This window comes from Arthrobacter sp. AG367 (assembly GCF_007828995.1).
GTDB lineage: Bacteria > Actinomycetota > Actinomycetes > Actinomycetales > Micrococcaceae > Arthrobacter.
In genome coordinates this window covers 819,032-845,187 of the sequence record NZ_VIVE01000001.1, presented here as the reverse complement: position 1 = coordinate 845,187, position 26,156 = coordinate 819,032, and the positions used below count along the sequence as shown (strand labels likewise).

The following is a 26,156-nucleotide window of genomic DNA, read 5'->3' as shown; positions in this document are numbered from 1 at the left end:
TGTCAGTGGCCGAACGGATCCGGGTCCACGCCGGGCATCCACGTCAACCCCGGCACGCCCCACCCGTTTTTCTTCGCCTGCTTCCTGGCTTTGCGGGAATAGCGGTCAATCAGCCGGTTGACATACAGCTTTCCGTCCAGGTGGTCGTATTCGTGCTGGATTACCCGGGCGAACCAGCCCGTTGCCTCAAACTTCACCGGGTTTCCAAAGCCGTCGAACCCCTCCACCCGCGCCCATTCGGCCCGCTTGAGCGGATACTGCTCACCGGGGAAGGAAAGGCAGCCCTCCTCCTCCTCGTCGGGGTCGGGCGCCGCGCCGGAGACCTTGGACAGTGTCAGCACGGGATTCACCAGCACACCGCTTGGGGGAGCGCCATCGTCGTTGGCGTACTTGTAAACGAAGATTCTCTTGCCCACGCCGATCTGCGGGGCGGCGAGGCCCACGCCATGCGCGGCTTCGTTGGTTTCGAACATGTCGGCAATGAGGGTGCGCAGTTCGTCGTCGAAAACCTCCACCTCGGCCGCGCGCCGGTGCAGGACAGGCTCGCCCCAGATGGTGATTGGCAGAACGGTCATATCAGTTGTCCCTCGGCTTTCGCGGTGTCCCCGGTTTTCCTGCGCGTACCCCCGGTGGGGCACAACAAAGGAGGCCGCACCGGATATCCGGTGCGGCCTCCCATGTTGACGGCTGCATGTGCCGCCCCGTGAGGGTGAGCGACGGGGGTTGAACCCGCGACCTCCTGGACCACAACCAGGCGCTCTGCCAACTGAGCTACGCCCACCATGTGCTTCAAGTGAAATCCGCCTTAGCGGCTCCCTGGAAACGCAACTCAAATAGCTTACCTGTTCGGAAGGGGTGCTTTGTCCACTTTTAGCGATTTTCGCCAAATTTCACCGAAACGTGGCGCAGATTACTCCCCGGACTGCCCGGCGGACCCGCCGGTGGTGATCCCCTGGGCGATCTTCTGGGCGGTGGCGCTGTCAGGTCCGGGCGCGGGGACGAAGACGGCTTCGCGGTAGTACCGCAGTTCATCGATCGAATCCTTGATGTCCCCGAGTGCGCGGTGTCCACCCTTTTTGGCCGGTGACTGGAAGTAGGCACGCGCGTACCAGCGGCGCGACAACTCCTTGATGGTGCTGACGTCGATGACCCGGTAGTGGAGATGTTCCACCACGGCGGGCATGTCCCGCGACAGGAACACGCGGTCCGTGCCCACCGAGTTGCCGCCCAGCGGCGCCTTGCGTGGATCCGGAACCCAGGCGGAGATGTACTCCATTACCGCGGCCTCGGCTTCTGCCATCGGCTTGCCGTGCGGAAGTTCCGCCAGCAGCCCCGACTTGGTGTGCATGTCCCGGACGAAGTCGGACATCTGTGCAACCGCGGCGTCGTCGGGTTTGATGACCACGTCAACGCCGTCACCCAGGATGTTCAGTTCCGAATCGGTGACCAGGGCTGCCACCTCGATGAGGGCGTCGTTCTTGATGTCCAGACCGGTCATTTCGCAGTCGATCCAGACGATTCGTTCGTTAGATATAGGCACCGGACCAGCCTACCGTTACACTCCCGGACCCCCTGCCGATGCTAGGATTTCGGGTACGCGGCGGGTCGCCCTTCCGCCCTGAACCATGTCCTGGCCGGCCCGTGCGGCGCGCCGGGCAAACCGCGGAAACGCAAGAAGATTGGACAATCCTGAGATGACGGCGCCTGTGCCCGCAACGGGGGAGATGGCGGCGGCCGGCAGTGCTGGAACGGGCAGTGCCGAGGTGGACAATCCGCGCTCGCCACTGCTTGTCGGTTTCCTGGGGTCCGTGTTCATGCTGTTCGGATCCTTCGGCGTGGGCTGGCTGGCCCCGGTATCGGAACTGCGCCGCATGCCCCTGTTTATCTGGATGCGCACTGAAGCCCCCGGCGTGGCCCTGTCCATCGTCCTGGTGGCGGTGGGGGGCATGCTGCTGGTGCGCGCCTGGCTGCGCCTTGGCCAGAAGGTCCGGGTGTGGGGACCTCACGCGCGGCGGGCCACCCTGGCCGCGCTTGCGGCGTGGGGGCTTCCCATGATGTTCAGCGTGCCGCTCTTCAGCCGTGACGTCTATGCCTATATCGGGCAGGGGCGGCTGATGGTGGAGGGCTTCAACCCCTACGAAAACGGCATCTCCGCCCTGTCCAACTACTTCCAGCTCGGCGCGGACAAGATGTGGACCGAAGCCCCGGTTCCCTACGGCCAGCTGTTCCTGTGGATTGAACAATTCGTCGTCTGGGCCACCAACGTCCAGCCGGAGGCCTGCGTCATGCTGTTCCGGCTGGTGGCGGTGGCCGGCGTGGTCCTGTGCGTCATCTACGTGCCCCGGCTCGCGGAACTTCACGGCGTCAACCCGCACCGTGCCCTCTGGCTGACCGTGGCGAACCCGCTTTTCCTGACCAACTTCATCGCCAGCGTGCACAACGACTCCCTGATGATCGGGCTGGCCCTGGCGGGGCTGTACTACTCCGCCACCCGCCGGGAAATCCTCGGCATTGTGATCGTGACCCTGTCCATCGCCGTCAAGCCCATCACCATCGTCTTCCTGCCGTTCATCGGCCTCCTCTGGGCAGGGAAGAATGCTGGCTGGCTGCGGAAGGCTGCCTTCTGGGCGTTGACGGCCGGCATCAGCCTCGCGCTCCTGGCCGCGATGAGCCTGGTCAACGGATTCGGCTTCGGCTGGATCAACGGGCTGTCCGCTCCCGGCAGCATCTCCATCTGGTATGCCCCGGTGGGGCTGATCGGCATGGTGGTGGGATCGCTGGCCAACGCGTTCGGCCTGGACGGGTCGGTGCCGGCGGGCTGGGTGTTCGACGCCGGGAAGCTGCTTGCCGTGGGCATCGTCGCCTGGCAGATCCTCAAGGGGGACTACGACCGGCTGATGCGCCGGCTGGCCCTCGGTTTCGCCGCCGTGGTGCTGCTGGCCCCCATCATCCAGTCCTGGTATGTCGTCTGGCTGATCCCGCTCTTCGCCGTGACCGGGATCCGCAATGACTGGCAGGTCAAGGCCCTGTACTTCGTGGTGTCGTTCTTCATGATCTACGCCATTTCGGACCAGCTGGACGTCTTCCCCTACCTGCAGACCCAGGATCTGGGCTTCGCCCTTGCCCTGGCACGGATCGCCGCGGCGCTGACGGCTCTCCTGTTCGCCCTGTACCTGATCTTCTGGGACCCCGGCACCCGCAGGCTGTTCCGCAAAACGCACGAGCCCGTCGTCGAACGTCCCGTGATCTAGCCGTACGCCCATCTGCCAGGCGCACTACTGCGGCGCCGGTACGGCGGCGATCCCGCGCAGGGCCTCCCTGCGTGACAACGCGCTCATGGCGGGTCCCTGCCGGGCGACGAAGGCTTCCACCCACTCTGGCGCCGTCTTGCCATATTCGCGCAGGGCCCAGCCGATCGCCTTCCGGATGAAGAACTCCCGGTCCGCCAGGTTCGACTCAATGACGGCCGCCAGCAACGCGGTGTCAGTGTCCTTCTTCGCACGCAGTTGCGACGTGATGGAGGCCCTGCGGATCCAACGGTCGGGGTCGTGGCTCCACAGCCTCAGGGTTGCCGACACCGGGGCCCGGTGCGCCTGCAGCAGCCCGCAGATCCGGCCGGACACGCCATCCGCGAAATCCCACCAGGCGCCGGTGCGGATGATCTCCTCGTAGACGGGCAGCATGTCCAGGTCCCGGGCCACCAGCCGGTGCCCGGTCAGGTCTATGGCCGCATACCGTTCCTCCCGGAAGGTGGAGGTGCGCCAGAGCTCCAGTACGGTGGCGCGCAGTTGCCCGGCAGAGGCGGGCGGAAAGTCAGCCGCAGCCCGGGCCGCGATCCGCCGCACGTCCGGAACCCGGACGCCCAGCGAGGGAATCGCTGACCTCATGTAGGCCTGGGCGCCGGTGGCACGCTCCGGGTTGGCGAGTTCCCGGAGCGCGCCTTCGACGGCGGCGATGAGCTCCTGGTCGGCGGCGGTGTCCATGGGGCCAACTTTAGCCACCCGCCAAGGGCCGGGGTGGGGTACGCTGGTGAGCGCTAACACAATCAGAACCTGGGGGAATCCATGCCCGGCACCGAGATCCACCTCGCCCACGGACCCTACTCCGCCGTCGTCACCCGGCGCGGCGGGGCGCTCCGCGAACTGCGCCACGGGAACCGGGACCTGGTGGTGGGCTTCGGGCCCGAAGGCCCCGTGCCTGATTACCGCGGCGTCATCTGCGCGCCCTGGCCCAACCGGCTGGCCGACGGCACCTACACCTATGCCGGGAAACCGTACACGGCCGCCGTCAACGAACCCGAACGCGGCGCCGCGCTGCACGGCCTGGCCATCCATCAGGCGTGGAAGGTGCTGGAGGCGGCCGCGGACCGGGCGGTCCTGGGCTGCCGCATCCCGTCAGGCCCGGAGTACCCGGCCGACCTGGACCTCAGCGTCACCTACTCGCTTTCCGCTGACGGGCTCCACAGCACCGTCCTGGCCGTCAATGCCGGCCCCGTTGCCGCGCCCTACGGGGTGTGCCCGCATCCCTACCTGGTGGCCGGGCCGTCCCCGCTGGATGACTGGTCGCTGGAACTTCCGGCCGCTGCCTACCTGGAGGTCACGCCGGACCGGCTGCTTCCCGTGGGGATGCGGGAGGTGGGCGCAGGTGCCTTTGACTTCCGCTCGCCCCGCCGGCTGGGAGAGGTGAAGATCGACCACGCCTTCACGGACATCTCCCGGGACGCCGCCGGCCTGGCACGCGTCCGGGTGCTGGATCCGTCGGGGACCGGCGTGGAACTGGAATGGGGGGCGGAGTGGCCCTGGGTCCAGGTGCATACGGGGGACAAGCCTGCCGGCCCGGACCGGCTCGGCCTGGCCGTTGAGCCCATGACGTGCCCTCCGGATGCACTGCATTCCGGCATGGACCTGGTGCACCTGCAGCCCGGCGCATCACATTCCGCGGACTGGACCATCCGGGCGCTGCCCTAGCAGGCCGCCCTTCCGGCCACCGGCAGGGCCGGTCTCAGTTTCCTGCTGCCGTGCCGGCCGGGGAGCCGGCCCATCCGGCGCGCTGCAGCCACGCCGCGCACAGGGACGTCCATTGCCCGGGCCCTGGTTCGCCGGCCGCGAGTCCCAGCCCGTGCCGTCCTTCCGGGAAAACATGCAGTTCCGCCGGAACGCCGGCAGCAATCAGTGCCCTGGCATAGTTCAGGCTGTTGCTGACCGGGACGGCCTCGTCGTCGGCGGTGTGCCAAATGAATGCCGGCGGTGTGCGGGGCGTGACGTTCAGCTCCGCCGAGAGTGCCGTGAGGAGGGCCGACGGCGGTGCGTCGCCAAGGAGGTTGGCCACCGAGCCCTGGTGGGCTTCGTGGGTCAGGGACGCCACGGGGTAGCACAGCACCGAAAGATCCGGCACCGCCGCGGGATTGTCGAGGTCCGGCTTCCCCGTGGCAGCCGCCGTGCACAAGGTGGCGGCCAGGTGCCCGCCCGCGGAGAATCCCAGGACGCCGACGCGCTCCGCGTCCACGGGGAGCCCGTGCTCCCCGTTCCGGATGTGGAGCATGGCTTCCTTGGCGTCTTCCAGCGGGGCCGGGTGCCGCTCCGGGGCCACCCGGTAGCGGAGGACGAAGGCGTGGATCCCCAGTGCGGCAAGCCATTCTGCCACCGGCTCGGCTTCGTGGTCTGCCTGGCGGGCATAGCCCCCGCCCGGCAGGACCAGGATGGCAGGACGCGGGCCCGCGGCGCCGGAACGGGCGGCCACCGCGGTAAGTCCCCGCGGTGCCATCAGGCTGCCGCTTCCGTGCTGCGCCGCAGGGTTACCTCTCCGGTGATGCCGCCGGGAGCGGCGGCCTCCACCTCGCCGCCGTCGCCGTCGGCCGGATTCCGGCCAGTGGCCCTGGTGGCAAGGCGCCCGATGTCTTCCAGGGGCAGCCGGACAGTGGACAGGGCGGGGCGGAAGTCGCGGAGGGTTTCAATGTCGTCAAAGCCGGCGATGGCTGCGTCGCGGGGGATCCGCAGCCCCTCGGACCGCAGGGCTGCTGCGGCGCCGATGGCCATGACGTCATTGACCGCAAAAATACACAGCCTGGGTGCGGCCCCGTCCCCGGACTGGGCTGCTTTGATCCTGGCGGCCAGTTGAAGTCCTGCCTCATATCCACCGGACCGGTTGAAGGCCGTGCGGAGCACCTCTGCCGGCCGCCGCCCGGCGCGCTCCAACCCTTCCTGGAAGCCGCGGACACGGTCATCGGACGTCAGGAGGCCCTCAGGGCCGCCGATGATCACGAAGTCGCCGTCCCAGCCTTCCGCAAGCCCGGCGGCGAGCTGCCCGGCCAGCTCCTGGTTGGGGACTTTCACCACGTGGTACCCCTCCGGAGCGGTTGCACCCACGACGGGATGTCCCACCACGGCAACCCGGCCGCCGTTGCGGCAGTAGCGGTCAAGTTCGGCAGCCAGTTCGGCGTTGCCCTCCCGGTCCTCTTCCCGGCAGGAACGGGAACCGGCGATCACAATGGAGTCCGCGCGCCGCGCCGCGAAGGCGGCCACTGCTTCCTTCTCTTCGGCCGGGCCGCCTCCGGTGGTGGCGAGCAGCACCATTTTGCGTTGTTCCCGGGCGGCTTCCTGCACGCCCCTGGCGATGGCCGCGAAATAGGGGTCGGCAATGTCATGCACAATCAGGCCGATCAGGCCGGAGCTGGATTTCGCCAGGCCCTGCGCCTGGGCGTTGGGGATATAGCCCAGCGATTCAGCTGCCTGCCGGACGCGGTCGGCAATGTCCTTGCCCGGTTTACGGGCCGAGCCATTCAGCACGCGGGAAGCGGTGGCGGGCGAGACGCCGGCCAGGCGGGCCACCTCGGTAAGGGTACTTGCAGCCACTGCATCTCCTGGTGGTCGGTACGGGCTCAAAGGCTAAGCACATTATGACAGTTCAAACTACTTCCGGAAAGCGCTTGCCAACGGAAAGCGCGCCGTGCATTATTGAAGCAGCGGGAACGCGCTTTCCCAGACACCTTCAGTACATTGCTCACTCACCGTGGAGGACACATGGGCTACGAAACCAAAACGATCCGCATCGCCATGAACGGCATTACCGGCCGGATGGGCTACCGCCAGCACCTGCTGCGCTCCATCCTGCCCATCCGCGATGCCGGCGGCTTCACCCTCGAGGACGGAACCAGGGTCCAGGTTGAACCCATCCTGGTGGGCCGCAACGAGGCCAAGATCCGCGAGCTGGCGGAAAAGCACAAGGTCTCCGAATGGTCCACCGACCTGGACGCCGTGATCAGCGACCCCACTGTCGACGTCGTGTTCGACGCCTCGATGACCAGCCTCCGCGCCGCCACCCTGAAGAAGGCCATGCTGGCCGGCAAGCACATCTTCACGGAGAAGCCCACGGCGGAAACGCTGGAGGAGGCCATTGAACTGGCGCGCGTCGGCAAGGAAGCCGGCGTCACTGCCGGTGTTGTCCACGACAAGCTGTACCTGCCCGGCCTGGTCAAGCTCCGCCGCCTGGTGGATGAAGGCTTCTTCGGCCGCATCCTTTCCATCCGCGGCGAATTCGGTTACTGGGTCTTCGAAGGCGACATCCAGTCAGCCCAGCGTCCGTCCTGGAACTACCGCAAGGAGGACGGCGGTGGCATGACCACGGACATGTTCTGCCACTGGAACTACGTCCTCGAGGGCATCATCGGCAAGGTCAAGAGCGTCAACGCCAAGACGGCCACCCACATCCCCACCCGCTGGGACGAGGCCGGCAAGGAATACAAGGCCACCGCCGACGACGCCTCCTACGGCATCTTCGAACTCGAGACTCCGGCCGGAGACGAAGTCATCGGCCAGATCAACTCCTCCTGGGCAGTGCGCGTGTACCGCGACGAACTGGTGGAATTCCAGGTGGACGGCACGCACGGTTCCGCCGTCGCCGGCCTGAATAAGTGTGTCGCCCAGCAGCGCGCACACACCCCCAAGCCCGTATGGAACCCGGACCTGCCCGTCACCGAATCCTTCCGGGACCAGTGGCAGGAAGTTCCCGCCAACGCCGACCTGGACAACGGCTTCAAACTGCAGTGGGAAGAGTTCCTCCGCGACGTCGTGGCCGGCCGCGAGCACCGCTTCGGCCTGCTGTCCGCCGCCCGCGGCGTCCAGCTCGCCGAACTTGGCCTGCAGTCCAGCGGCGAACGCCGCACCATCGATATCCCGGAGATCACCCTCTAATGACGTCCCTCATCCTTCCCTCCGAAGACGGCGGAACCAGGGAGTACCGCCTTCAGGGCGGCACCGCCTGGGCCCGGCCCACTGCGCCCCTGACTGCACGGCGCGTCTATGCGGCCGCCCATGTCATCCCCGAGGTGCTGGCGGACAATACGCCCGGTGCCCCGGCCCGCCTGGACTGGGACGCCACCATGGCGTACCGCCACGAACTGTGGTCCTACGGGCTGGGCGTCGCCGATGCCATGGACACAGCCCAGCGCGGCATGGGCCTGGACTGGGCAGCGACGCAGCAGCTCATCAAGCGCACGGGAGTGGAAGCCGCATCCGTGGTTTCCGCCAACAACCCGGCCACCGCCGGCAAGTCCGTCCGTGACCTCGTCTCCTGCGGCGCCGGAACCGACCAGCTGGACACCGCTGCACTGCCCACCGGCGAAGCAGGCATCCAGGCGGTGCTCGAGGCCTACCGCGAGCAGATTGCCATGGTTGCCGAGGCCGGACCCAAGGTCATCCTGATGGCCTCCCGGGCCCTGGCCAGGGTCGCCGGCGGCCCGGAGGACTACCTGCGGGTGTACTCCACCCTGCTGCAGGAAGTGGACCAGCCGGTCATCCTGCACTGGCTGGGCACCATGTTCGATCCCGCGCTCGCCGGCTACTGGGGCTCGGACGACGTCGCAACCGCCACCGAAACCTTCCTGGGCCTCATCAGGGACCACGCGGACAAGGTGGACGGCGTCAAGGTCTCGCTGCTGGATGCCGGCCACGAAGTTGCCCTGCGGGCGGCACTGCCCGAGGGCGTCCGCCTCTACACCGGGGACGACTTCAACTACCCCGAACTGATCGACGGCGACGGCAGCCACCACTCGGACGCCCTGCTGGGCATCTTCGCGGCGATCTATCCCGCCGCCTCGGTGGCCCTGCAGAACTATGACGCCGGCAACCCGGCGAAGGCGCGGGAGATCCTGGACTCCACCCGCGAACTGGGCAAGCACATCTTCAGCGCCCCCACGTTCTACTACAAGACCGGCATCGCGTTCATGTCCTGGCTCAACGGCAAGCAGCCCGGCTTCCAGATGGTGGGCGGCCTGCACTCCGGCCGCTCGGTATGCCACCTGGCCAGGACCTTCGAACTCGCCGACCAGGCCGGCCTGCTCAGGGACCCGGCGCTGGCAGCCTTCCGGATGTCGGACTACCTCCGGATCAACGGGGTGGGAGTATGAGCGACCTCTCCCGCCTCTCCATCAACAGTGCCACCACCAAGAAGTGGACGCTCGCCCAGGTCGTCGAGGGCTGCGTCAACGCCGGGATCCCCGCCATCGGACCGTGGCGGGACCGGGTGGAGGAGGCCGGCCTGGACAAGGCCGCCCGACTGATCAAGGACGCCGGGCTGCGTGTCTCCTCGCTGTGCCGCGGCGGATTCCTCACCGCCCCCGATCCAGAGGGCCAGGCGGCCGCGCTCGCGGACAACAAGGCAGCCATCCTGGAAGCCGTGGCACTGGACACCAGGGAGCTCTTCCTGGTGGTCGGCGGCCTGGCCCCGGGGGAGAAGGACGTGGTGGCAGCCCGCCAGCGCGTCGCCGACCGGCTCGCCGACCTGGTTCCGTTTGCGCAGGAAAACGGCGTACGCCTGGTCCTGGAACCGCTGCACCCGATGTATGCGGCTGACCGCGCGCTCATCTCCACCCTGGGCCAGGCGCTGGACCTCGCAGCGCCCTTCGACGCCTCAACGGTGGGGGTCGCCGTCGATACCTTCCACGTCTGGTGGGACCCGGAACTGAAGGCGCAGATCGAGCGGGCCGGCCGGGAGGGCCGCATCGCCTCCTACCAGGTGTGCGACTTCAACATGCCCATCGCGGCCGATCCGCTGCTGTCCCGAGGCTACATGGGCGACGGCGTGGTGGACTTTGCCACCATCGGCACCTGGGTGCGGGATGCCGGGTACACCGGCGACATCGAAGTGGAAATCTTCAATCAGGAGATCTGGGACACGGACGGCAATACCGTCCTGGCCACGGTAAAGGAGCGCTACGCGGAGCTCGTCCTCCCGTACGCCTGACCTGACCCAAGACCGCGGGCTCCTGCCACGTTCCCAACATGACTGGCAGGAGCCTGCGCCCCACATGGAAAGGACCCGGACCGGCGGTGGATGCCCACCGCGGGTCCGGGTCCCTTTGTTTCTTTGTTACCTGTTGCTGCCCTGGGTATACAGCGAGGCGAACCGCCGGTACCGGGCCAGCACGCCGCCGTCGTCCTTCCCCAGTGGAAGGTTGACGGCGACAGCAGCCCATGCAGGGAAACGTCCGGTGAGGGCCGCCGCTGCCTGGCGTGCCGCGCCGTCGGCAACATACTCACCCGGCTCCGGCACTGTGACGGGTGTTCCCAGCAGGGCCGCTGCGACTTCCTGCACGGCGGTGGATTGGGCGCCCCCGCCCACCAGGAGGATCCGGCGGGCAGACACGCCCTGGGCGTGCAGCGCCGCCAGGCCGTCGGCCAGGGAGCAGACCACGCCTTCGACGGCGGCGCGCGCCAGGTTGGCCGGGGTGTAGTTGGCACGGGTGATGCCGTGCAGGGTACCCGTGGCGTCCGGCAGGTTGGGTGTCCGTTCCCCGTCAAGGTAGGGCACCAGGGTGAGCCCTCCGGCGCCGGAACCGGCAGACAGGGCCAGCCGGTTGAACTCCGGCAGGTCCACGCCCAGCAGCGCCGCCGTGGCATCAAAGACCCGGGTGGCGTTCAAGGTGCAGACCAGCGGCAGGTAGTGCCCGGCAGCGTCGGCAAACCCCGCCACCAGTCCGGACGGATCTGCCGCCGGTGTTTCCGAGACGGCGAAAACGGTGCCGGATGTGCCCAGGGACATCACGACGTCGCCCAACCCCGCCCCTGCGCCAAGCGCGGCGGCCGCGTTGTCCCCGGCACCCGCTGCCAGGACGCTTCCTGCGGGAGTCCGCCCGGCCGCCTCCAACGGGCCAAGAACCCTGGGGACGGCAGGAACGTGGCCGAGCGCCGCGGACAGGACGTCCGGAAGGTAGTTGTCCTCCGCCGTCGAGTAGTACCCCGTGCCTGATGCGTCGGAGCGGTCTGTGGCCAAGGCGGCAAGCCCTTCGGCGCCGCTGCCCGGGCCGAAGCCGGCGAGCCGCCACGTCAGCCAGTCGTGCGGAAGGCAGACAGCGGCCACCTTTGCCGCATTCTCCGGTTCGTTTTCCGCCAGCCAGTGCAGCTTGGTCACCGTGAGGGAAGCAACGGGGACAGTTCCGGTGGTGCGGGCCCAATACTCGGCGCCGGCGGCGGGATCGCCGCCGCCGGCATCCTTGATGAGCTCCACGGCCGCGCCGGCGCTGCGGGTGTCGTTCCACAGCAGCGCCGGGCGGATGACGGCACCGTCGCTGTCCAGGCAGACCATGCCGTGCTGCTGCCCGCCCACCGAGACGGCGCTGACGTCATCCAGCCCGCCGGCGTCGGCCGCCGCCTTTTGAAGGGCAGTCCACCAATGGTCCGGATGAACCTCGCTGCCGGCAGGGTGCGTGGCCCGGCCCTGGCGGACGAGTGCTCCGGAATCCGCGTCGCGGATCACCACCTTGCAGGACTGGGTGGAGCTGTCGATGCCTGCGACGAGCACCATGGCCTAGTGGGCGCCGAGGAGGTGTTCGATGGCGAGCTGGTTGAGGCGGACGAAGGCAAAGGAGCGTTCGGCTGCCTTGTCGGCGTCGAAGTCCTGGAATGCTGCGGCGTCGGCCAGCAGGTCGGCGGTGGTTTCGCCGGCGTTGAGGGTGGGTTCGCCGAGTTCGAAGACGCCGGAGGTCTTGAGGGCTTCCTGTACCTGCGGGTCGGCGCGGAAGGCCAGGGCGCGTTCCTTCAGCAGCAGGTACATGGACATGTTGGCCTTGGCCGACTCCCACACGCCGTCGTAGCCATCGGTGCGGGAGGGCTTGTAGTCGAAGTGCCGGGGGCCGTCATAGGTAGGGCCGCCGCCGGGGAAGCCGTTCTCGAGCAGGTCCACGGTGAAGAAGGCGCTGGTCAGGTCCCCGTGTCCGAAGACGAGGTCCTGGTCGTACTTGATGCCGCGCTGGCCGTTGAGGTCGATGTGGAAGAGCTTGCCGGCCCACAGGGCCTGGGCGATGCCGTGGGTGAAGTTCAGCCCGGCCATTTGCTCGTGGCCGGTTTCGGGGTTCAAGCCCACGATGTCGCCGTGCTCGAGCTGGGCGATGAAGGCCAGGCCGTGGCCCACGGTGGGCAAGAAGATGTCGCCGCGGGGTTCGTTGGGCTTGGGCTCAAGCGCGATCCGCAGGTTGTAGCCCTTGTCCTTGATGTAGCCGGCGGCGGTGTCCACGCCTTCCTTCATCCGGTCCAGGGCGGCGGCCAGGTCCTTGGAGCCGTCGTATTCGCTGCCTTCCCGGCCGCCCCACATGACAAAGGTTTCGGCGCCGAGTTCGGCGGCGAGGTCGATGTTGCGCAGGACCTTGGAGAGGGCGAAGCGGCGGATCGAGCGGTCATTGGAGGTGAAGCCGCCGTCCTTGAAGACCGGGTGGCTGAACAGGTTGGTGGTCACCATGGGAACTTTCAGCCCGGTCTCGGACAGGGCCGCGCGGAAGTTCTTCAGGATCAGGTCCCGCTCCGAGGCGGAGGCATCAAACGGGACAAGGTCGTTGTCGTGGAACGTGATGCCGTACGCGCCCAGTTCTGCCAGGCGGTGCACGGCCTCCACCGGGTCCAGCGCGGCACGGGTGGCGACGCCGAACGGATCGGCGCCGGTCCAGCCGACGGTCCAGAGACCAAAAGTGAATTTGTCGGCGGGGGTGGGCGTAAGAGTCATGATGCGTCCTTGCGATCGGGCTCCGCGGAGGTGCGAAGCTTTAGTTTATTGCCTGAACTATATGAGCCGTCGTAGGGTTGGGTCAAGAGTCCCGGCTGGAAAACAGCCGGAAAATCTGTCGGAACTTGAACGGGGAGGTTTGTGATGGTGATGCCGGCGCCTGCAGTGGCGGGACCCGGAGGCGCAGCCCCCGGAAGCGTGGCGGATGTCCGGCGCAGCAACCTGGCACTGGTCCTTGGCGCAATCGCCGAGTTTCCGCCAGGCGTCCATCCCAGCCGCGCCCAGCTGGCCGGAGCCACCGGACTGACCAAGGCATCAGTGTCCAGCCTGGTGCTGGACCTCCTTGACGCAGGGATCGTCCGCGAAATCGGCCTCAACCCGCAGGAGCGGGGCCGTCCCGGCGTGGGTCTGGAACTCAGCCCCAGCCGGGCGGTCATGGGGATGGAAATCAACGTCGACTACATCTCCGCGGCAGTGGTGGACCTCGCCGGAACCGTCCTCGTCCGGGAGGAAGAGGAACGCGACAACCGCAACAGCCCGGACGGGCCGGTGCTGTCCGCGCTCGCAGCCCTGGCCGCCCGGGTCAGGAGCACGGCGGGGGAGCACGGCGTCGAGGTCCTGGGTGGCGGACTTGCCGTGCCCGGGCTCGTTGACCCGGCCCTGGCGCGGGTGCTCACCGCTCCGAACCTGGGCTGGGTCAATGCGGACCTGGACCTGGAGGCGCTGCTGCCCGAAGCTCCCCTTGGAGTGGCGCTGTTCAATGAAGCCAACGCCGCAGCCCTCGCCGAACTGCGGCACCGGCCGGACGGGGCGTCGGACTTCCTCTTCGTCTCCGGCGAGGTGGGCGTCGGTGGCGGGATAGTCATCGGATCAGAGCTATTCACCGGTCCGCACGGCCACGCGGGCGAGGTGGGGCACATTGTGGTTGACCCCGACGGCGGGCACTGTTCATGCGGCGGGACAGGCTGCCTGGAGACCGTTGCCGGCCAGGACGCCATTTTCGCCGCGGCCGGCCTGGCCCTGGACCGGGGTTCCCGCTCCGCGGACATGTCCGCCCTGCTGCAGGCGCTGCGGGCCGGGGAGCCCCGGGCTGTTTCCGCCGTCGAACGTGCGGCACGCTGCCTGGGGATAGCACTCGCCTCGACGGCACGGGTGGTCAACATCGAATCCGTGGTCCTTGGGGGCCACTTCGCGGTCCTCGAACCATGGCTGCGTGCCCCGTTGCTGGCGAGCCTGGACAAATATGCGCCAGGGAAATATGCATCCAGCCAGGTGACGATGTCCGCCGTTGGCGAGTCGGGCGCCCTTTTGGGGGCAGCCGGAAGCGTGATCCGCTCCCTGATGGAAGCGCCGCACCGGCTGCACGCGTAGCGCCACGCACAACGCCCCGGTCCGAAGACCGGGGCGCCATCCACTGCGGTGCCCCAGGAGGGAATCGAACCCCCGACCGGCGGATTAGAAGGCCGCTGCTCTATCCCCTGAGCTACTGAGGCGTTGGCTTCCGGCCTGCAGGCCGGCGCCTCAAAAAGTTTACATTGCCCGGCTGCCGGCGGTGTCATCCAGCCGCCACTCATCCTCCACACCGGCCTTTCCCCCGGACGTTGTCCACATAGGCAAACCCGTCCCTCCTGCCCGACGTGGTCCGGCGCGATGCTGGTCATGCCTGCTAAAGGCGCCACCATCCAGACAGGACGTAGACATGAGCGAAACCATCACCATCCGGGGCTTCGTGGCCACCGAGATAACCAGTTCCACCACGCCAGGGGGAGTGGCAACAGCTTCCTTCCGCATCGGTTCCACCACCCGCCGCTTCGACCGCGAATCCAGGACCTGGGGCGACGGGCACACCAACTGGTTCACCGTGCAGGGCTACCGCCAGCTGGCGGGAACCCTGGGGTGCAGCATCAGGAAGGGCCAGCCGGTCATCGTGGTGGGCAAACTGAAGATCCGCACGTGGGAAAAGGACGGGCGGGTGTACCACTCCGCCATCATTGACGCCGATGCCGTGGGGCACGACCTCTCCTTTGGGTCGGCAAACTTTATCCGCACCGCTTCCAGGCCGGCGCTCTCCCTCGTGGAGCAGCCGCCGGCCCCCGATGACGTCCCCGGGCTGGACCAGGACCCGGACGAGCCGGAGGACCGCGAAGATGAACACCCCGGGGATCCCGGCCACCCCGCCGTCGTCATTGAGGACAGCGACGGCGGTCTCGCCTCCCTTGACCTGGAAACGGGGGAACTCGCCGAAGTCTAGGAACCACGTATCAGGTATCAGCGTTGCCCATCCAGTCCCGGGCGGACGGAATGGCGGCACCCCCGGCCGCCCTCCGTCCGCCCGCCAACACCCGTCCGCCCGCCAACATCCCACATCCGCAGGCCCTTGACGGACACTGCGTCCCAGGCGCGCTCTGGTGCACTGCCCGTTTTCCGGGCCGGGCCGTCCCGTCGCCCATGGCAGAATGACACCATGCGTCCCACCCCCCGTAAACGGCAGAACAACCGCGCCGGCGCAGCCCTGGCATGTGCAGTGCTGGCCTGCCTCCTGTCCGGGTGCACCGTTGCTCCGTCCGGAACCGGATCCGCAGCCGGGGGCAGCGGCAACCAGCCCTCACCGGCGGCCCCGGCTGCCGGTCCCGGTGCGGACGGACAACCGGTCCAGGCCACGGACTCCGCGACGCCGGGCAGTAATGCCGGCGGGGAACCGCTGGCCAACACGTCCGGCGGTGCGGTTTCGGCCGCAGCCGCCGCCGCCACCGAAACGGTGAAACGGACGGTTACGGATACCCTGACCAAACTGGCCACGGGAACGCCGAAACCTGCCACTGCCCAGGTCAGCGACGCCCTGACCGGGGCCGGCATCGCGCCGGCCGCGCTTCAGGTCTCGCAAAGCCGCACACCCACCGGGCTGGAGGCGGACGCCATCGAAGCCGCCGTGCTGCAGGGCAAGGACTGCGTCATCGGGCAGGTTCGCGAAGGTGCGGTGACCGTCACAGTCCTTCCGGTACTTGCCAGCGGCAAATGCTTCGTGGGCTCCTGATCCGGCTGAGCTGTCCGCCGCAAATGTGAGATCTGCCCGCCAACCCACTAGATTTGAGACCATGGCGGAATTTATCTACACAATGACCAAGGCCCGCAAGGCCGTTGGCGAAAAACTCATTCTTGATGACGTAAGCATGTCCTTCTTCCCGGGCGCCAAGATTGGTGTTGTGGGCCCAAACGGTGCCGGTAAGTCCACCATCCTCAAAATCATGGCCGGGCTGGACACGCCCTCCAACGGCGAGGCCAGGCTCAGCCCCGGCTACAGCGTGGGCATCCTGCTCCAGGAACCGCCGCTTAACGAAGAAAAGACTGTCCTGGGCAACGTCCAGGAAGGCGTTGGCGAGATCTACGGCAAGATCCAGCGCTTCAACGAAATCTCCGAGGAAATGGCCAGCCCCGATGCTGACTATGACACCCTCCTCGAAGAGATGGGCAAGCTGCAGGAGGCCATCGACGCCGCCGACGCCTGGGACCTCGATTCCCAGCTGGAACAGGCCATGGACGCCCTCCGGTGCCCGCCGGCCGATGCCGATGTCACCAACCTTTCCGGCGGTGAGCGGCGCCGCGTGGCACTCTGCAAGCTCCTCCTGCAGAAGCCCGACCTGCTGCTCCTCGACGAACCCACCAACCACCTGGACGCCGAAAGCGTGCTTTGGCTCGAGCAGCACCTCTCCAGCTACCCCGGCGCCGTCCTCGCCGTCACCCACGACCGGTACTTCCTGGACCACGTGGCGGAATGGATCGCGGAAGTGGACCGCGGCCACCTCTACCCGTACGAAGGCAACTACTCCACCTACCTGGAGAAGAAGCGCGCCCGCCTCGAGATCCAGGGCAAGAAGGACGCCAAGCAGGCCAAGCGCCTCTCCGAGGAACTCGAGTGGGTCCGGTCCAACGCCAAGGGCCGCCAGACCAAGTCCAAAGCCCGCCTGGCCCGTTACGAGGAAATGGCCGCCGAGGCCGACCGCACCCGCAAGCTTGACTTCGAGGAAATCCAGATCCCGCCGGGACCCCGCCTGGGTGGCCTGGTCCTGGAGGCCAGGAACCTCCAGAAGGGCTTCGATGAGCGTGTCCTGATCGATGGGCTGTCCTTCACCCTGCCCCGCAACGGCATCGTGGGGGTCATCGGCCCCAACGGTGTGGGCAAGTCCACCCTCTTCAAGACCATCGTCGGCCTGGAACCGCTGGACGGCGGCGAGCTCAAGATCGGTGACTCGGTCAAGATTTCCTACGCTGACCAGAGCCGCGGCGGCATCGACCCCAACAAGACCCTGTGGGAGGTTGTCTCCGACGGACTCGACTTCATCCAGGTGGGCAATGTTGAGATGCCGTCCCGTGCCTATGTGGCCGCTTTCGGTTTCAAGGGCCCGGACCAGCAGAAGAAGGCAGGTGTCCTGTCAGGTGGTGAGCGGAACCGCCTGAACCTGGCACTGACCCTGAAGCAGGGTGGAAACCTGCTGCTCCTCGACGAGCCCACCAACGACCTCGATGTCGAAACCCTCAGCAGCCTGGAAAACGCGCTGCTCGAGTTCCCCGGCTGCGCCGTGGTGGTCTCGCACGACCGCTGGTTCCTGGACCGCGTGGCCACGCACATCCTTGCCTACGAAGGTGACGACGAGAACCCCTCCAAGTGGTACTGGTTCGAGGGCAACTTCGAATCCTACGAGGAGAACAAGGTCCAGCGGCTGGGCCCCGACGCGGCCAAGCCGCACCGCGTCACCCACCGGCGCCTGACCCGCGACTGACCTGCCGGGCCCAAGGGCTCGTCAACAGGACGCCTGCGGGCCCGTTTGCAGGAAAACGGAAGGCCGGCACCCGGGCTGAATTGCTCCCCGGATGCCGGCCTTTCCCATGCCCGGCGCACCAGCGCCGGATCGCAGACGTGTGCGGATCCTACGTGTGCGACGCCTCGGCGGGAACGCGCACCATGCCCTCCTGCGCCACGGAAGCCACGTGCTGGCCGTCCCGGTTGAAGATTTTGCCGGTGGCCAGGCCGCGTGCGCCCTGCGCGCTGGGGGACTCCTGGACGTAGAGCAGCCATTCATCCACGCGCGCCGGGCGGTGCCACCACATCGCGTGGTCAAGGCTGGCAACATTCATGCCCGGGGTGATCCAGCTGAGGCCGTGCCGCCGAAGGATGGATTCGAGCAGGGTGTAGTCGCTGGCGTAGGCCAGGGCGGCGCGGTGCAGGTTGGAGTTGTCGGGCATCGGCCCGAACGTCTTCATCCAGACCGCGTTGCGGGCCTCCCGCGGGCCGGTCGCGGTAACGTACAGCGGCGGATCGACGTGCCGGATGTCGAAAGGCCGCTCATACGCCCAGTGCCGGGCCACAGGATGGTCGAACTTGCCCAGCAGGTCCGCCGTGCTGGGCAGCGATTCGGGGTCCGGGATGCCCGCCGGCATCGCCGACGCGTGCTCGATCCCTTCGTCCTCACCCTGGAAAGAGGCAATCATGGACAGGATGGGAACACCGTCCTGGTAGGCGTGGACGCGCCGGGCGGAAAACGACCGGCCGTCACGCAGCCGCTGCACACCAAAGGTAATGGGCTTGTTGGCGTCACCGGGCCGCAGGAAGTAGCCGTGCATGGAATGCACAAACCGTTCAGGATCCACCGTTCGAATGGACGCCACGAGTGACTGCGCCAGCACCTGTCCGCCGAACACCCTGTGGTGTGGCTGCCGCTGTGAGGGCCCCAGGAAGATGTCCTCGTCCGTCCGGGCGCCCTCAAGTTCACCGAGGTCCAGCAGTTCGATCAGTGATGAGGTGGGGTCTCCGCTTGGCGGGGCCAGGAGTCCGGCTTCGGCTTCAGTCATGGTCCGACTCTAGACGGCGCCCGGGGAGCCACTCAACCGGAGCGCAGCCGGTAGTGTTTAGGTGTGTCTGAACTTCTCACCTCGTCCTTCCGTTTCGCCGATCCCCGGGATCTCGCCGACCTGAAGACGTTTGCCACCAGGGCCAAAGCCATCGATGACGGCGCCATCCGGCTGCAGGCAGCCGGTTCCGTCCTGGCCGCGTACGTGTGCGTCCTGCGGCCCAGGCTCCTGGGCGAAGCCACCCCCACCATCCTGGGCCTGCGGACCATGGCGCTCGCCGAACCGTCCGGAACAGATGTCACTGTTGCCCTGTCCGCCGTCCTGGACCGGCTGGCACGCGCAGGGGAGGACGACGTCGAATTGCCGGTTCCGCCCAGCACCGTCACCGAATCCTGGACAGGAGTGGGCGCCCCAAGGGGCGGATGGGAGCTGCTGGGCGCTGTCAGCGACGCCGGCCTGAAGGCGGCGGCCGAAGCAGGCATGGCGGAGGTGGCGGGCATCGTGCCGGACAAACCGGGTGCCCTGATTGTCAACAACGCCCGGGCGGCTGTCTGGGGACGGGAACTGGACGCGTCAGGCCTGCCCGCCGGAGCGGCCTTCGCAGCGTTCGCCCTGGGCTTCCTCGCCGACGGCGACCAGAAGCTCTACCGCGCCGGCCGCTGGTTCCGGCTGACCGGTCCGCGCGGCCATGTGCTGGCGCGGACCGGCAGCGGCCTGCTGTAGCTGAAGGCGGCCCGGGCCCCTTCCAGGTTCCGGTCGGCAGGCGTCAGGCCTCGGAAGCGCTGTTCACCATGGACAGCGCCGCCCGCTCCATGTACTCCCACAGCGTGCCTTCGTAGAGCGGCGGCAGTTCCAGGGCGTCTACGGCGGTGCGCATGTGGAACAACCACCGGTCCTTCGCCTCGTGGGTCACCTTGAACGGCATGTGCCGCATGCGCAGGCGCGGGTGGCCGCGCTCCTCGCCATACGTTGTGGGCCCGCCCCAGTACTGCTCAAGGAACATCAGGAACCGGCGTTTTGCCGGGGCAAGGTCCTCCTCGGGGTACATGGGCCGCAGCAGCGGATCGGTGGCAACGCCGTCGTAAAAGACATCGATGAGCTTAACGAAGGTCTCGTGGCCGCCCACCGCATCGTAAAAGCTGTCTGTGTAGGCCGGCTTGCTGAAGGGATCGTTCTGCATCAACTGGGGCCGCTGCTGCCGGTCGGGTCCTGCTTTGGCAGGTTGGGGCTCAACAGGGCGCGGTTCAATCGGAAGCGACATGCTATTCCCCGGCTTTCTGGTCAGTCTTCTTCGTCTCAACATGGGCCGACCCCTGGTCGGTGGTCCCGTCGTCGGACTCGTGCAGCGGAACGTACCGTCCCTGCGAGCGGTTGCCCACGCGGAGGATCTCACCGTTGCGCAGGTACCAAATGGCGCCGTCGTCGGAGCGGACGCGGGTGATCCGCAGACCCATGGACTCCACTACGCCCACCACTTCGCTGGTTTCGATGACGTCACCGATTCCGTACTGGTCTTCAATGGTAATGAAAATCCCGGCCAGGAAGTCGCGGATCAGCTGCTGGGCGCCGAAGCCGATGGCCACACCCAGGATACCCACGCTGGTGAGCAGCGGGGCGATGTTGATGTCCAGGTTCTGCAGGACGTACATGCCGGTGATGACCACCACCAGCACGCCCACAATGCTGTTCAGCAGCGAGCCGATGGTTTCCGCGCGCTGCACGCGCCGTTCGTGGTCCAGGGCCCGGAAGGCCGGGGCCGCCCACCTAAACGTGGGCTTCTTGAAAAAGTTGCTTCCCGCCGCCACCCGTTTGGTGATGCGCGAAATGACGAACGTGGCCACGAGCCAGACGGCGACGCCGATGCCCAGGCTGATGACGATGCCCGGGACGCTCACGCCATCGGGCTGTGTTGTGGCGTTGGGAAGGATGGACAACATGCTGACCATGGGTGGAAGTAGCTCCTTGGGATATTGCTTGGTTCTCTTTCAACACTAGCCCCCGTAGCGTGGGGCCATGCGCATTCTCATCCTCGGCGGAACCGCCTTCCTCTCCAGGGAAATCGCCGGGCAGGCGGTTGCCGCGGGGCATGACGTGACGTGCCTGGCGCGGGGAATATCGGGTGAGCCGCCGCCGGGCGCCCACTGGGTCAGGGCGGACCGCGCGACGGGACCGGCTGCATATTCGGGCCTGGTGGGCGACTGGGATGCCGTGATCGAGGTGGCCCGGGACCCCGGGCCCGCCCGGCAGGCTCTCGCCGGCCTTGCCGGCAGGGCCGGGCACTGGACCTTTGTTTCCAGCTGCTCGGCCTACGCCGGCCATTCCGTCCCGGGAGCGGCGGAAGACGCGGCGCTGCTGCCGGCGCTGCCGCCGGGGGTGCAGTCCACGCCGGAAACCTACGGCGAGTCAAAGGTGGCCATCGAAGAAGCGACCCTGGAGGCCGCTGCCGGCAAGGCCCACCTGTGCCGGGCAGGCCTGCTCAGCGGCCCCGGCGACCCCACCGACCGCTACGGCTATTGGCCCGCCCGCATTGCCAGGAACTCCGGACCTGTGCTGGTTCCGGACATCGGGGAGAACCCCACGCAGGTCATGGATGTCCGGGACCTTGCGGCCTGGATCCTGCTCGCCGCGGGGAAGGGGATCAGCGGAACCTTGAACGCCCTTGGTGACCAGGTGCCGTTTGCGGAACTCATCAGCGCCTGCCACGAAGCGTCCGCCTCCAGCAGCACCACGATTACCGCCGGCGGGGAGTGGCTGGTGGACCAGGGCGTGAACTACTGGTCCGGGCCGGACTCCCTTCCGCTCTGGCTTCCGCCCGGCCACGACGGCTTCATGGCCCGCAGCAACCAGGCTGCCAGGGCCGCGGGAATGGTCCTGCGGCCCTGGCAGGAAACGCTGGCCGCCACGTTGGCAGATGAACGCCTCCGCGGACTGGACCGGCAGCGGAAAGCAGGCCTCTCACCGGCAACGGAACAGCGCCTGGTGGCGATGCTCCAGGGCGAAAGCCGGGCCTGACGCGGATCCGGCAGGGCCTAACCCGCCACCGTCACCGGCTGGTGCTCCACCGGAAAATTCACGCTGCGGGCAATGAAGCAGAGCCGGTTCGCCTCGTGGTGGAGGCCGGCCGCCAGTTCGGCCTGTCCGGCGTCGGCCACCGTCACGCGCGGGTGCAGGACCACCCGCTCGAACTGCCCGCTGCCGTCCCTGTTGAGCCGCATCAGCCCGGTGGCCTCGTCCCGGTAGTCCGTGACCACCACCCCGTTCTTCACCGCCACGTGCAGGTAGGACAGCATGTGGCACTGCGCCAGCGCGGCCAGCAGGAGCTGCTCGGGGTTGTAGCGCCCGCGGTCCCCATGGAACGTCGGATCCGCCGAGCCTTTGAGGACCGGCAGGCCGGGGATGAGCACGTCGTGGTCCCGTGAGTAGCCCCGGTAGGACGAGGTGCCGTCCCCCCGGTTGCCGGTCCACTGGACTGCCAGTGAATACCGGTGTTCATCAAGACTCACTGGGGACTGCCGTCCGGAAGCACGTCGGCGGCGCGGGCACGCAGGGCGCGGGCAACGCCGTCGCGGTTCTCCAGCATCATCCGCCGCAGCGCGGCGCTTTCCGCCGGCAGCGACGCCAGGAATGCGTCCGTCCGGTCAATGGTGGCCTGCGTGGTCAGCAGCGCCGGGTAGAGGCCGACGACGATCTGCTGGGCGAGTGCGTGGGTCCGGGTGGCCACGATGCCCGGCACAGCCGCGAAGTACTTTTCGGCGTACGGTTCCAGCAGCGAACGGTCCAGCACGCGCATGAAGCCCGTTACGGCCGATCCCTGCAGCGCATTGGACAGCTCCCCCTTGACCACGATCGATTCCCAGGCCGCGGCCTTCGCCTCCGGGGTGGGGATGGCGGCCTTGGCCAGGGCCGCAGCATTCTGTCCGCTGGAGGTGTTGTCCCGCTCCAGCTCGGCGTCGATGCCTTCCTGTCCCATCCGGCCTCCGGCCACCAGGGACTCCACGAGCTCCCAGCGCAGGTCCTGGTCCACCGCCAGCCCGTCCAGGACAACCGACCCGTCCAGGAGGCCGGCCACCCGGTCCAGCTGGGACGCACTGCGGGCCAGGAGGGCAAAGGACTTGATGAACTGCAGCTGCGCATCGGAGCCGCCCGGGACGTCCGAGGCCAGGTCCCACAGCCGGTCCACCGCCGCAACCGCTGTGGCTTCGCGGTGTTCCTCGGCCACATAGAAATTGAGGGTGATGGCCAGCTGGCGGAGCTGGACCAGGATCACGGAGGAGTCCGTTTCCGCCGCGACGTTGGACAGGATCAGCTCCACGTACTTCCGGGCCGGCGTTTCGCCGTCACGGGCAGCGTCCCATGCAGAATTCCAGACCAGGGTCCGGGGCAGGCTGCCGCCAAAATCCTTGAGGTGGGCGGTGGCGGTGGCCAGCGACTTGGGATCCAGCCGTACCTTGGCATACGCCAGGTCGTCGTCATTGATAAGGATCAGGTCCGGCTGGTCCATGCCGGCCACTCCCGGCACCTCTGTGCGGTCACCGTCCACATCCAGCTCTTCGCGGTGCACCCGCTCGAGCTTTCCGGCGCTGTCCAGGTTGTAGAAGCCCACGGCCAGGCGGTGCGGGCGGATAGTGGGCCATTCCGGGACCGCGGACTGCAGGATGGCGAAGGAACGCAGCTTCCCGTCGGCATCCACGTCCAGCTCCGGGCTCAGTGTGTTGACGCCTGCGGTCTCCAGCCACTGCCGGCCCCAGTCATCCAGGTCGCGGCCGCTGGCCTTTTCGAGCTCCACCAGCAGGTCGCGGAGTTCAGTGTTCTGCCAGGAGTGCTTGGCGAAATACTCCCGGACACCGGCCATGAACTGGTCGGGGCCAACCCAGGCCACCAGCTGCCGCAGCACCGAGGCGCCCTTGGCATAGGTGATGCCGTCGAAGTTGACCTCCACGTCCTGGAGGTCGTTGATCTCGGCGAAGATCGGGTGCGTGGTGGGCAGCTGGTCCTGCCGGTACGCCCACGATTTCTCCACGGACGCGAACGTGGTCCAGGCGCTGGTGAAGGACGTGGCCTCCACCGCCGCCAGGTGCGACATGTACTCCGCGAAGGACTCGTTGAGCCACAGGTCGTTCCACCAGCGCATGGTCACCAGGTCACCGAACCACATGTGGGCGAGTTCATGGAGGACCGTGATGGCGCGCCGCTCGATCTGGGCCCCGGTGACCTTGCTGCGGAAGACGTAGCCTTCCAGGATGGTCACGGCACCGGCATTCTCCATGGCACCGGCGTTGAACTCCGGAACGAACAGCTGGTCGTATTTCTCGAACGGGTACGGGCAGCCGAACTGCGCCTCAAAGAACCCGAAGCCCTGCCGCGTCAGTTCGAAGATGTTGTCCGCATCCAGGTACTGCATCAGCGACTTCCGGGCGAAGACACCAAGGGGGATGATGCGGCCGTCCGAGCTGGTGACCTCGCTGCGGACGGACTGGTAAGGGCCCGCGATCAGGGCCGTGACGTAGGAGGACAGGCGCGGCGTGGGCGCGAACGCCCATACGGACCTGGCCGTGCCGTCTTCCGCGGGAGGCGCCTCCACGGGGTGGGGGGTGGGGGAGTTGGAGACAACGTCCCAGTGGGACGGCGCCGTGACGGTGAAGGCGAAGGTTGCCTTCAGGTCCGGCTGTTCGAAGACGGCGAACATCCTGCGCGAGTCCGGAACCTCGAACTGCGTGTACAGGTAGACCTCGCTGTCCACCGGGTCCACGAACCGGTGCAGGCCCTCACCCGTGTTCATGTACGGCAGGTCGGCCACGACGGTCAGTTCGTTGTGCTCCTGCAGGTCCGGCAGCTGGATCCGGACGCCGTCGGACACGGTGGCGGGGTCAAGGCTGCGGCCGTTCAGGGTCACGCTGTGCACGGTGCGGGTGACCGCATCAATGAAGCTGGACGATCCCGGCGACGCCGTGAACTTCACGGTGGTAGTGCTGCCAAAGACCTCTCCGCCGCGCGTCAGGTCCAGGCTGACATCGTAGGACTCGACGGTGATCAGTTCGGCGCGCTCACGGGCTTCGGCGCGCGTCAGGTTCATGCCTGGCAAAGGAGGTCCTCCAGAGAAGTTTTCGGCTGCCGGCCGGTGGTCCCGGGTCCGGCACTGTGTTGCATTCTTCCATCCTTGGGATCCTTGGCAAGTTGCGCAGCTCACAGCGGCCGGCCGTTGCCGCCTGGGCGGTTGGCCGGGCGGCCGCAGGGGTAGCGTTAATTGCATGGGAAAGCTGCTGGATTCGGTGGATACCAAGGCACTCAGGTTCGCCGTGGGGTTCCCGGTCGTCCTGGCCGCTGCCTTCGCCTACTGCGCGTCGCTGCTGCGCCCGGACCTTCCGGAGCCGGTCGCCGTCCGGTGGACGGACGACGGCGGTGCCGCCTTTGCGCCTTTCGCCGCCTACGTGGGCGTGGGCGCGGCGATCATCGTCATCGCCGGATGGCTGGTCCTGCTGCAGGCGGTGCCCCTCAGCAGGCCGGTGATGATGCGCAGGATCATGATGGGGGCCGGGCTGTTCCTCAGCCTCTTCATCACCTCCGCCCTGGCCGCGGGGCTCATCGGCCAAACCGGGCTGGCCGACGCCCGGCAGTCGCGGGTGGACATGACCGTCCTTGCCCTCGGCAGCGGTGCGGCAGTGTCGCTCGGCGTCGCCATGGCCATGGTGTACAAAGCCGACCGGCAATGGTCGCCCGATGACGACCGTGCGCTGCAGGCCGCCATCACCAGGGAACTGGACCCCGACCTTGCCCTGGACACCGTCCGGCTATGGGTCCACGCCAGGAGTTCGGTCTTTGTCATGATCGCCATCGCCTCCCTGTTCCCGGCAGCCCTTATCGCCGTGGTGGTGCCGTGGCTGGGCATCCTGCTCGTTGTCCTGGCCCTCGTGGGCGCCGCGTTCCTCTTTGCCCGCATCCGGGCGGACCGGCGCGGGCTGAAGGTCCTGCTGGCCGGGGTGGTGCCGGTCATGAATGTGCCGGCCGGCGCCATCTCCGATGCCAGCGCCGAGGACGTCAAAGCCGCCGACTATGGCGGGTGGGGCTACCGGCACCACGGCGGAACCGCAGCCATGCTGGTCAGCAGCGGGCCCGCCGTCGTCGTGAGCAAGACTGACGGCCAGCGCCTGGCCGTCAGCGGCGGAAGCCAGGCCTCCGCGGCGCGGCTGGCCGAAGTCCTCACCCGCGTGGCCGCGAGGGCCCGGCGCGGCGGAGGGCCGCCGGCCGGGGGCCAGCACCCGGAGGGCGGGCAGTCCTAGTATCCTTATCGGTGACATTCCGGCCTCCACCGGCGACCCGCC

Annotated in this window: 24 protein-coding genes and 2 tRNA genes; 12 read left to right on the top strand and 14 right to left on the bottom strand. The window is 67.6% G+C overall.

The features are described 5' to 3' along the window. Positions 1-2: 2 nt before the first annotated feature. The 3 genes from def to orn form a co-directional block, all read right to left on the bottom strand. Complete coding sequence (def, locus tag FB478_RS03890) at positions 3-575, bottom strand: peptide deformylase (protein ID WP_018769504.1); 573 nt, start codon at positions 573-575, stop codon at positions 3-5. Positions 576-708: 133 nt separating this feature from the next. After that, positions 709-781, bottom strand: a tRNA-His gene (locus FB478_RS03885). Positions 782-910: 129 nt separating this feature from the next. Then, positions 911-1,540 (bottom strand): oligoribonuclease, encoded by a 630-nt coding sequence (gene orn, locus FB478_RS03880; RefSeq protein WP_144599811.1) that lies wholly within the window; start codon positions 1,538-1,540, stop codon positions 911-913. 154 nt (positions 1,541-1,694) lie between these two features. Between orn and mptB the strand changes: the two genes are divergently transcribed. Beyond that, on the top strand, positions 1,695-3,251 hold the full coding sequence (mptB, locus tag FB478_RS03875; protein WP_186447723.1) for a polyprenol phosphomannose-dependent alpha 1,6 mannosyltransferase MptB: 1,557 nt from the start codon (positions 1,695-1,697) through the stop codon (positions 3,249-3,251). 24 nt (positions 3,252-3,275) lie between these two features. Here the strand turns inward: mptB and FB478_RS03870 are convergent, their stop codons facing one another. Next, positions 3,276-3,983: a DNA alkylation repair protein gene (locus FB478_RS03870; RefSeq protein WP_144599810.1), complete on the bottom strand. Its 708-nt coding sequence runs from the start codon at positions 3,981-3,983 to the stop codon at positions 3,276-3,278. An 81-nt stretch (positions 3,984-4,064) separates the two neighbouring features. Here FB478_RS03870 and FB478_RS03865 point away from each other — a divergent pair, with 81 nt between their 5' ends. Further along, the gene (locus tag FB478_RS03865) at positions 4,065-4,967 is read left to right on the top strand and encodes an aldose 1-epimerase family protein (protein ID WP_018769500.1); all 903 of its coding nucleotides are present in this window, start codon (positions 4,065-4,067) and stop codon (positions 4,965-4,967) included. A 34-nt stretch (positions 4,968-5,001) separates the two neighbouring features. Here FB478_RS03865 and FB478_RS03860 read toward each other — a convergent pair whose 3' ends face one another. Beyond that, positions 5,002-5,763: an alpha/beta hydrolase gene (locus FB478_RS03860; protein ID WP_144599809.1), complete on the bottom strand. Its 762-nt coding sequence runs from the start codon at positions 5,761-5,763 to the stop codon at positions 5,002-5,004. Further along, the gene (locus tag FB478_RS03855; protein ID WP_134164642.1) at positions 5,763-6,851 is read right to left on the bottom strand and encodes a LacI family DNA-binding transcriptional regulator; all 1,089 of its coding nucleotides are present in this window, start codon (positions 6,849-6,851) and stop codon (positions 5,763-5,765) included. Before FB478_RS03855 ends, FB478_RS03860 begins: the two co-directional genes overlap by 1 nt. Before the next feature lie 168 nt (positions 6,852-7,019). Here FB478_RS03855 and FB478_RS03850 point away from each other — a divergent pair, with 168 nt between their 5' ends. The 3 genes from FB478_RS03850 to FB478_RS03840 are packed head-to-tail and all read left to right on the top strand — an operon-like array spanning position 7,020 to position 10,239. Next, positions 7,020-8,189: a Gfo/Idh/MocA family protein gene (locus tag FB478_RS03850; RefSeq protein WP_018769497.1), complete on the top strand. Its 1,170-nt coding sequence runs from the start codon at positions 7,020-7,022 to the stop codon at positions 8,187-8,189. Then, positions 8,189-9,403 carry a dihydrodipicolinate synthase family protein gene (locus tag FB478_RS03845; protein WP_144599808.1) on the top strand — a complete coding sequence of 405 codons (1,215 nt, stop codon included), beginning with the start codon at positions 8,189-8,191 and terminating at the stop codon, positions 9,401-9,403. Before FB478_RS03850 ends, FB478_RS03845 begins: the two co-directional genes overlap by 1 nt. Then, positions 9,400-10,239, top strand: coding sequence for a sugar phosphate isomerase/epimerase (locus FB478_RS03840; RefSeq protein ID WP_056390723.1), 840 nt, complete (start codon positions 9,400-9,402; stop codon positions 10,237-10,239). Before FB478_RS03845 ends, FB478_RS03840 begins: the two co-directional genes overlap by 4 nt. Before the next feature lie 126 nt (positions 10,240-10,365). Here FB478_RS03840 and xylB read toward each other — a convergent pair whose 3' ends face one another. Beyond that, complete coding sequence (gene xylB, locus FB478_RS03835) at positions 10,366-11,799, bottom strand: xylulokinase (RefSeq protein WP_144599807.1); 1,434 nt, start codon at positions 11,797-11,799, stop codon at positions 10,366-10,368. 3 nt (positions 11,800-11,802) lie between these two features. Continuing rightward, on the bottom strand, positions 11,803-12,990 hold the full coding sequence (gene xylA / locus FB478_RS03830) for a xylose isomerase (RefSeq protein WP_144599806.1): 1,188 nt from the start codon (positions 12,988-12,990) through the stop codon (positions 11,803-11,805). 144 nt (positions 12,991-13,134) lie between these two features. Here xylA and FB478_RS03825 point away from each other — a divergent pair, with 144 nt between their 5' ends. Next, entirely contained in the window at positions 13,135-14,361 is a 1,227-nt protein-coding gene (locus FB478_RS03825; RefSeq protein ID WP_144599805.1) for an ROK family protein, read from the top strand. Positions 14,362-14,410: 49 nt separating this feature from the next. Here the strand turns inward: FB478_RS03825 and FB478_RS03820 are convergent. After that, positions 14,411-14,483, bottom strand: a tRNA-Arg gene (locus FB478_RS03820). A 206-nt stretch (positions 14,484-14,689) separates the two neighbouring features. On the opposite strand from FB478_RS03820, the gene FB478_RS03815 reads away from it, so the two are divergent. From FB478_RS03815 to ettA, 3 genes are all read left to right on the top strand, one after another. Continuing rightward, positions 14,690-15,241 carry a single-stranded DNA-binding protein gene (locus FB478_RS03815; RefSeq protein ID WP_056390711.1) on the top strand — a complete coding sequence of 184 codons (552 nt, stop codon included), beginning with the start codon at positions 14,690-14,692 and terminating at the stop codon, positions 15,239-15,241. 213 nt (positions 15,242-15,454) lie between these two features. After that, a complete protein-coding gene (locus FB478_RS03810; protein ID WP_134164648.1) occupies positions 15,455-16,024 on the top strand; it encodes a DUF6993 domain-containing protein in 570 nt (189 codons plus the stop codon). A gap of 61 nt (positions 16,025-16,085) precedes the next feature. Continuing rightward, the gene (gene ettA / locus FB478_RS03805; protein ID WP_018769489.1) at positions 16,086-17,768 is read left to right on the top strand and encodes an energy-dependent translational throttle protein EttA; all 1,683 of its coding nucleotides are present in this window, start codon (positions 16,086-16,088) and stop codon (positions 17,766-17,768) included. Positions 17,769-17,916: 148 nt separating this feature from the next. Here ettA and FB478_RS03800 read toward each other — a convergent pair whose 3' ends face one another. Next, the gene (locus tag FB478_RS03800; RefSeq protein WP_056390708.1) at positions 17,917-18,837 is read right to left on the bottom strand and encodes an acyl-CoA thioesterase II; all 921 of its coding nucleotides are present in this window, start codon (positions 18,835-18,837) and stop codon (positions 17,917-17,919) included. A gap of 63 nt (positions 18,838-18,900) precedes the next feature. Between FB478_RS03800 and FB478_RS03795 the strand changes: the two genes are divergently transcribed. Next, entirely contained in the window at positions 18,901-19,560 is a 660-nt protein-coding gene (locus FB478_RS03795; protein ID WP_018769487.1) for a hypothetical protein, read from the top strand. Between the two features lie 43 nt (positions 19,561-19,603). Here the strand turns inward: FB478_RS03795 and FB478_RS03790 are convergent, their stop codons facing one another. Both FB478_RS03790 and FB478_RS03785 read right to left on the bottom strand, forming a co-directional pair. After that, positions 19,604-20,098, bottom strand: coding sequence for a globin (locus FB478_RS03790; protein WP_056390703.1), 495 nt, complete (start codon positions 20,096-20,098; stop codon positions 19,604-19,606). A 1-nt stretch (position 20,099) separates the two neighbouring features. Then, positions 20,100-20,783, bottom strand: a complete 684-nt coding sequence (locus FB478_RS03785) for a mechanosensitive ion channel family protein (RefSeq protein WP_018769485.1) — start codon at positions 20,781-20,783, stop codon at positions 20,100-20,102. Between the two features lie 67 nt (positions 20,784-20,850). On the opposite strand from FB478_RS03785, the gene FB478_RS03780 reads away from it, so the two are divergent. Next, entirely contained in the window at positions 20,851-21,849 is a 999-nt protein-coding gene (locus tag FB478_RS03780; protein WP_018769484.1) for an NAD-dependent epimerase/dehydratase family protein, read from the top strand. A gap of 17 nt (positions 21,850-21,866) precedes the next feature. On the opposite strand, the gene FB478_RS03775 is transcribed toward FB478_RS03780, so the two are convergent. Together FB478_RS03775 and pepN are read right to left on the bottom strand one after the other, a co-directional pair. Continuing rightward, entirely contained in the window at positions 21,867-22,340 is a 474-nt protein-coding gene (locus tag FB478_RS03775) for an OsmC family protein (protein WP_134164652.1), read from the bottom strand. Beyond that, on the bottom strand, positions 22,337-24,910 hold the full coding sequence (gene pepN, locus FB478_RS03770; RefSeq protein WP_144599804.1) for an aminopeptidase N: 2,574 nt from the start codon (positions 24,908-24,910) through the stop codon (positions 22,337-22,339). Before pepN ends, FB478_RS03775 begins: the two co-directional genes overlap by 4 nt. Before the next feature lie 175 nt (positions 24,911-25,085). On the opposite strand from pepN, the gene FB478_RS03765 reads away from it, so the two are divergent. Continuing rightward, positions 25,086-26,114 (top strand): hypothetical protein, encoded by a 1,029-nt coding sequence (locus tag FB478_RS03765; RefSeq protein ID WP_056390695.1) that lies wholly within the window; start codon positions 25,086-25,088, stop codon positions 26,112-26,114. Positions 26,115-26,156: the final 42 nt, after the last annotated feature.

Bases quoted from the DNA above. Each gene is read 5' to 3' on its own strand.
- def (WP_018769504.1), bottom strand. From the start codon at position 575: ATGACCGTTCTGCCAATCACCATCTGGGGCGAGCCTGTCCTGCACCGG.
- mptB (WP_186447723.1), top strand. From the start codon at position 1,695: ATGACGGCGCCTGTGCCCGCAACGGGGGAGATGGCGGCGGCCGGCAGT.
- FB478_RS03870 (WP_144599810.1), bottom strand. From the start codon at position 3,983: ATGGACACCGCCGCCGACCAGGAGCTCATCGCCGCCGTCGAAGGCGCG.
- FB478_RS03865 (WP_018769500.1), top strand. From the start codon at position 4,065: ATGCCCGGCACCGAGATCCACCTCGCCCACGGACCCTACTCCGCCGTC.
- FB478_RS03860 (WP_144599809.1), bottom strand. From the start codon at position 5,763: ATGGCACCGCGGGGACTTACCGCGGTGGCCGCCCGTTCCGGCGCCGCG.
- FB478_RS03850 (WP_018769497.1), top strand. From the start codon at position 7,020: ATGGGCTACGAAACCAAAACGATCCGCATCGCCATGAACGGCATTACC.
- FB478_RS03845 (WP_144599808.1), top strand. From the start codon at position 8,189: ATGACGTCCCTCATCCTTCCCTCCGAAGACGGCGGAACCAGGGAGTAC.
- FB478_RS03840 (WP_056390723.1), top strand. From the start codon at position 9,400: ATGAGCGACCTCTCCCGCCTCTCCATCAACAGTGCCACCACCAAGAAG.
- xylB (WP_144599807.1), bottom strand. From the start codon at position 11,799: ATGGTGCTCGTCGCAGGCATCGACAGCTCCACCCAGTCCTGCAAGGTG.
- xylA (WP_144599806.1), bottom strand. From the start codon at position 12,990: ATGACTCTTACGCCCACCCCCGCCGACAAATTCACTTTTGGTCTCTGG.
- FB478_RS03825 (WP_144599805.1), top strand. From the start codon at position 13,135: ATGGTGATGCCGGCGCCTGCAGTGGCGGGACCCGGAGGCGCAGCCCCC.
- FB478_RS03815 (WP_056390711.1), top strand. From the start codon at position 14,690: ATGAGCGAAACCATCACCATCCGGGGCTTCGTGGCCACCGAGATAACC.
- FB478_RS03810 (WP_134164648.1), top strand. From the start codon at position 15,455: ATGCGTCCCACCCCCCGTAAACGGCAGAACAACCGCGCCGGCGCAGCC.
- ettA (WP_018769489.1), top strand. From the start codon at position 16,086: ATGGCGGAATTTATCTACACAATGACCAAGGCCCGCAAGGCCGTTGGC.
- FB478_RS03800 (WP_056390708.1), bottom strand. From the start codon at position 18,837: ATGACTGAAGCCGAAGCCGGACTCCTGGCCCCGCCAAGCGGAGACCCC.
- FB478_RS03790 (WP_056390703.1), bottom strand. From the start codon at position 20,098: ATGTCGCTTCCGATTGAACCGCGCCCTGTTGAGCCCCAACCTGCCAAA.
- FB478_RS03785 (WP_018769485.1), bottom strand. From the start codon at position 20,783: ATGGTCAGCATGTTGTCCATCCTTCCCAACGCCACAACACAGCCCGAT.
- FB478_RS03780 (WP_018769484.1), top strand. From the start codon at position 20,851: ATGCGCATTCTCATCCTCGGCGGAACCGCCTTCCTCTCCAGGGAAATC.
- pepN (WP_144599804.1), bottom strand. From the start codon at position 24,910: ATGAACCTGACGCGCGCCGAAGCCCGTGAGCGCGCCGAACTGATCACC.
- FB478_RS03765 (WP_056390695.1), top strand. From the start codon at position 25,086: ATGGGAAAGCTGCTGGATTCGGTGGATACCAAGGCACTCAGGTTCGCC.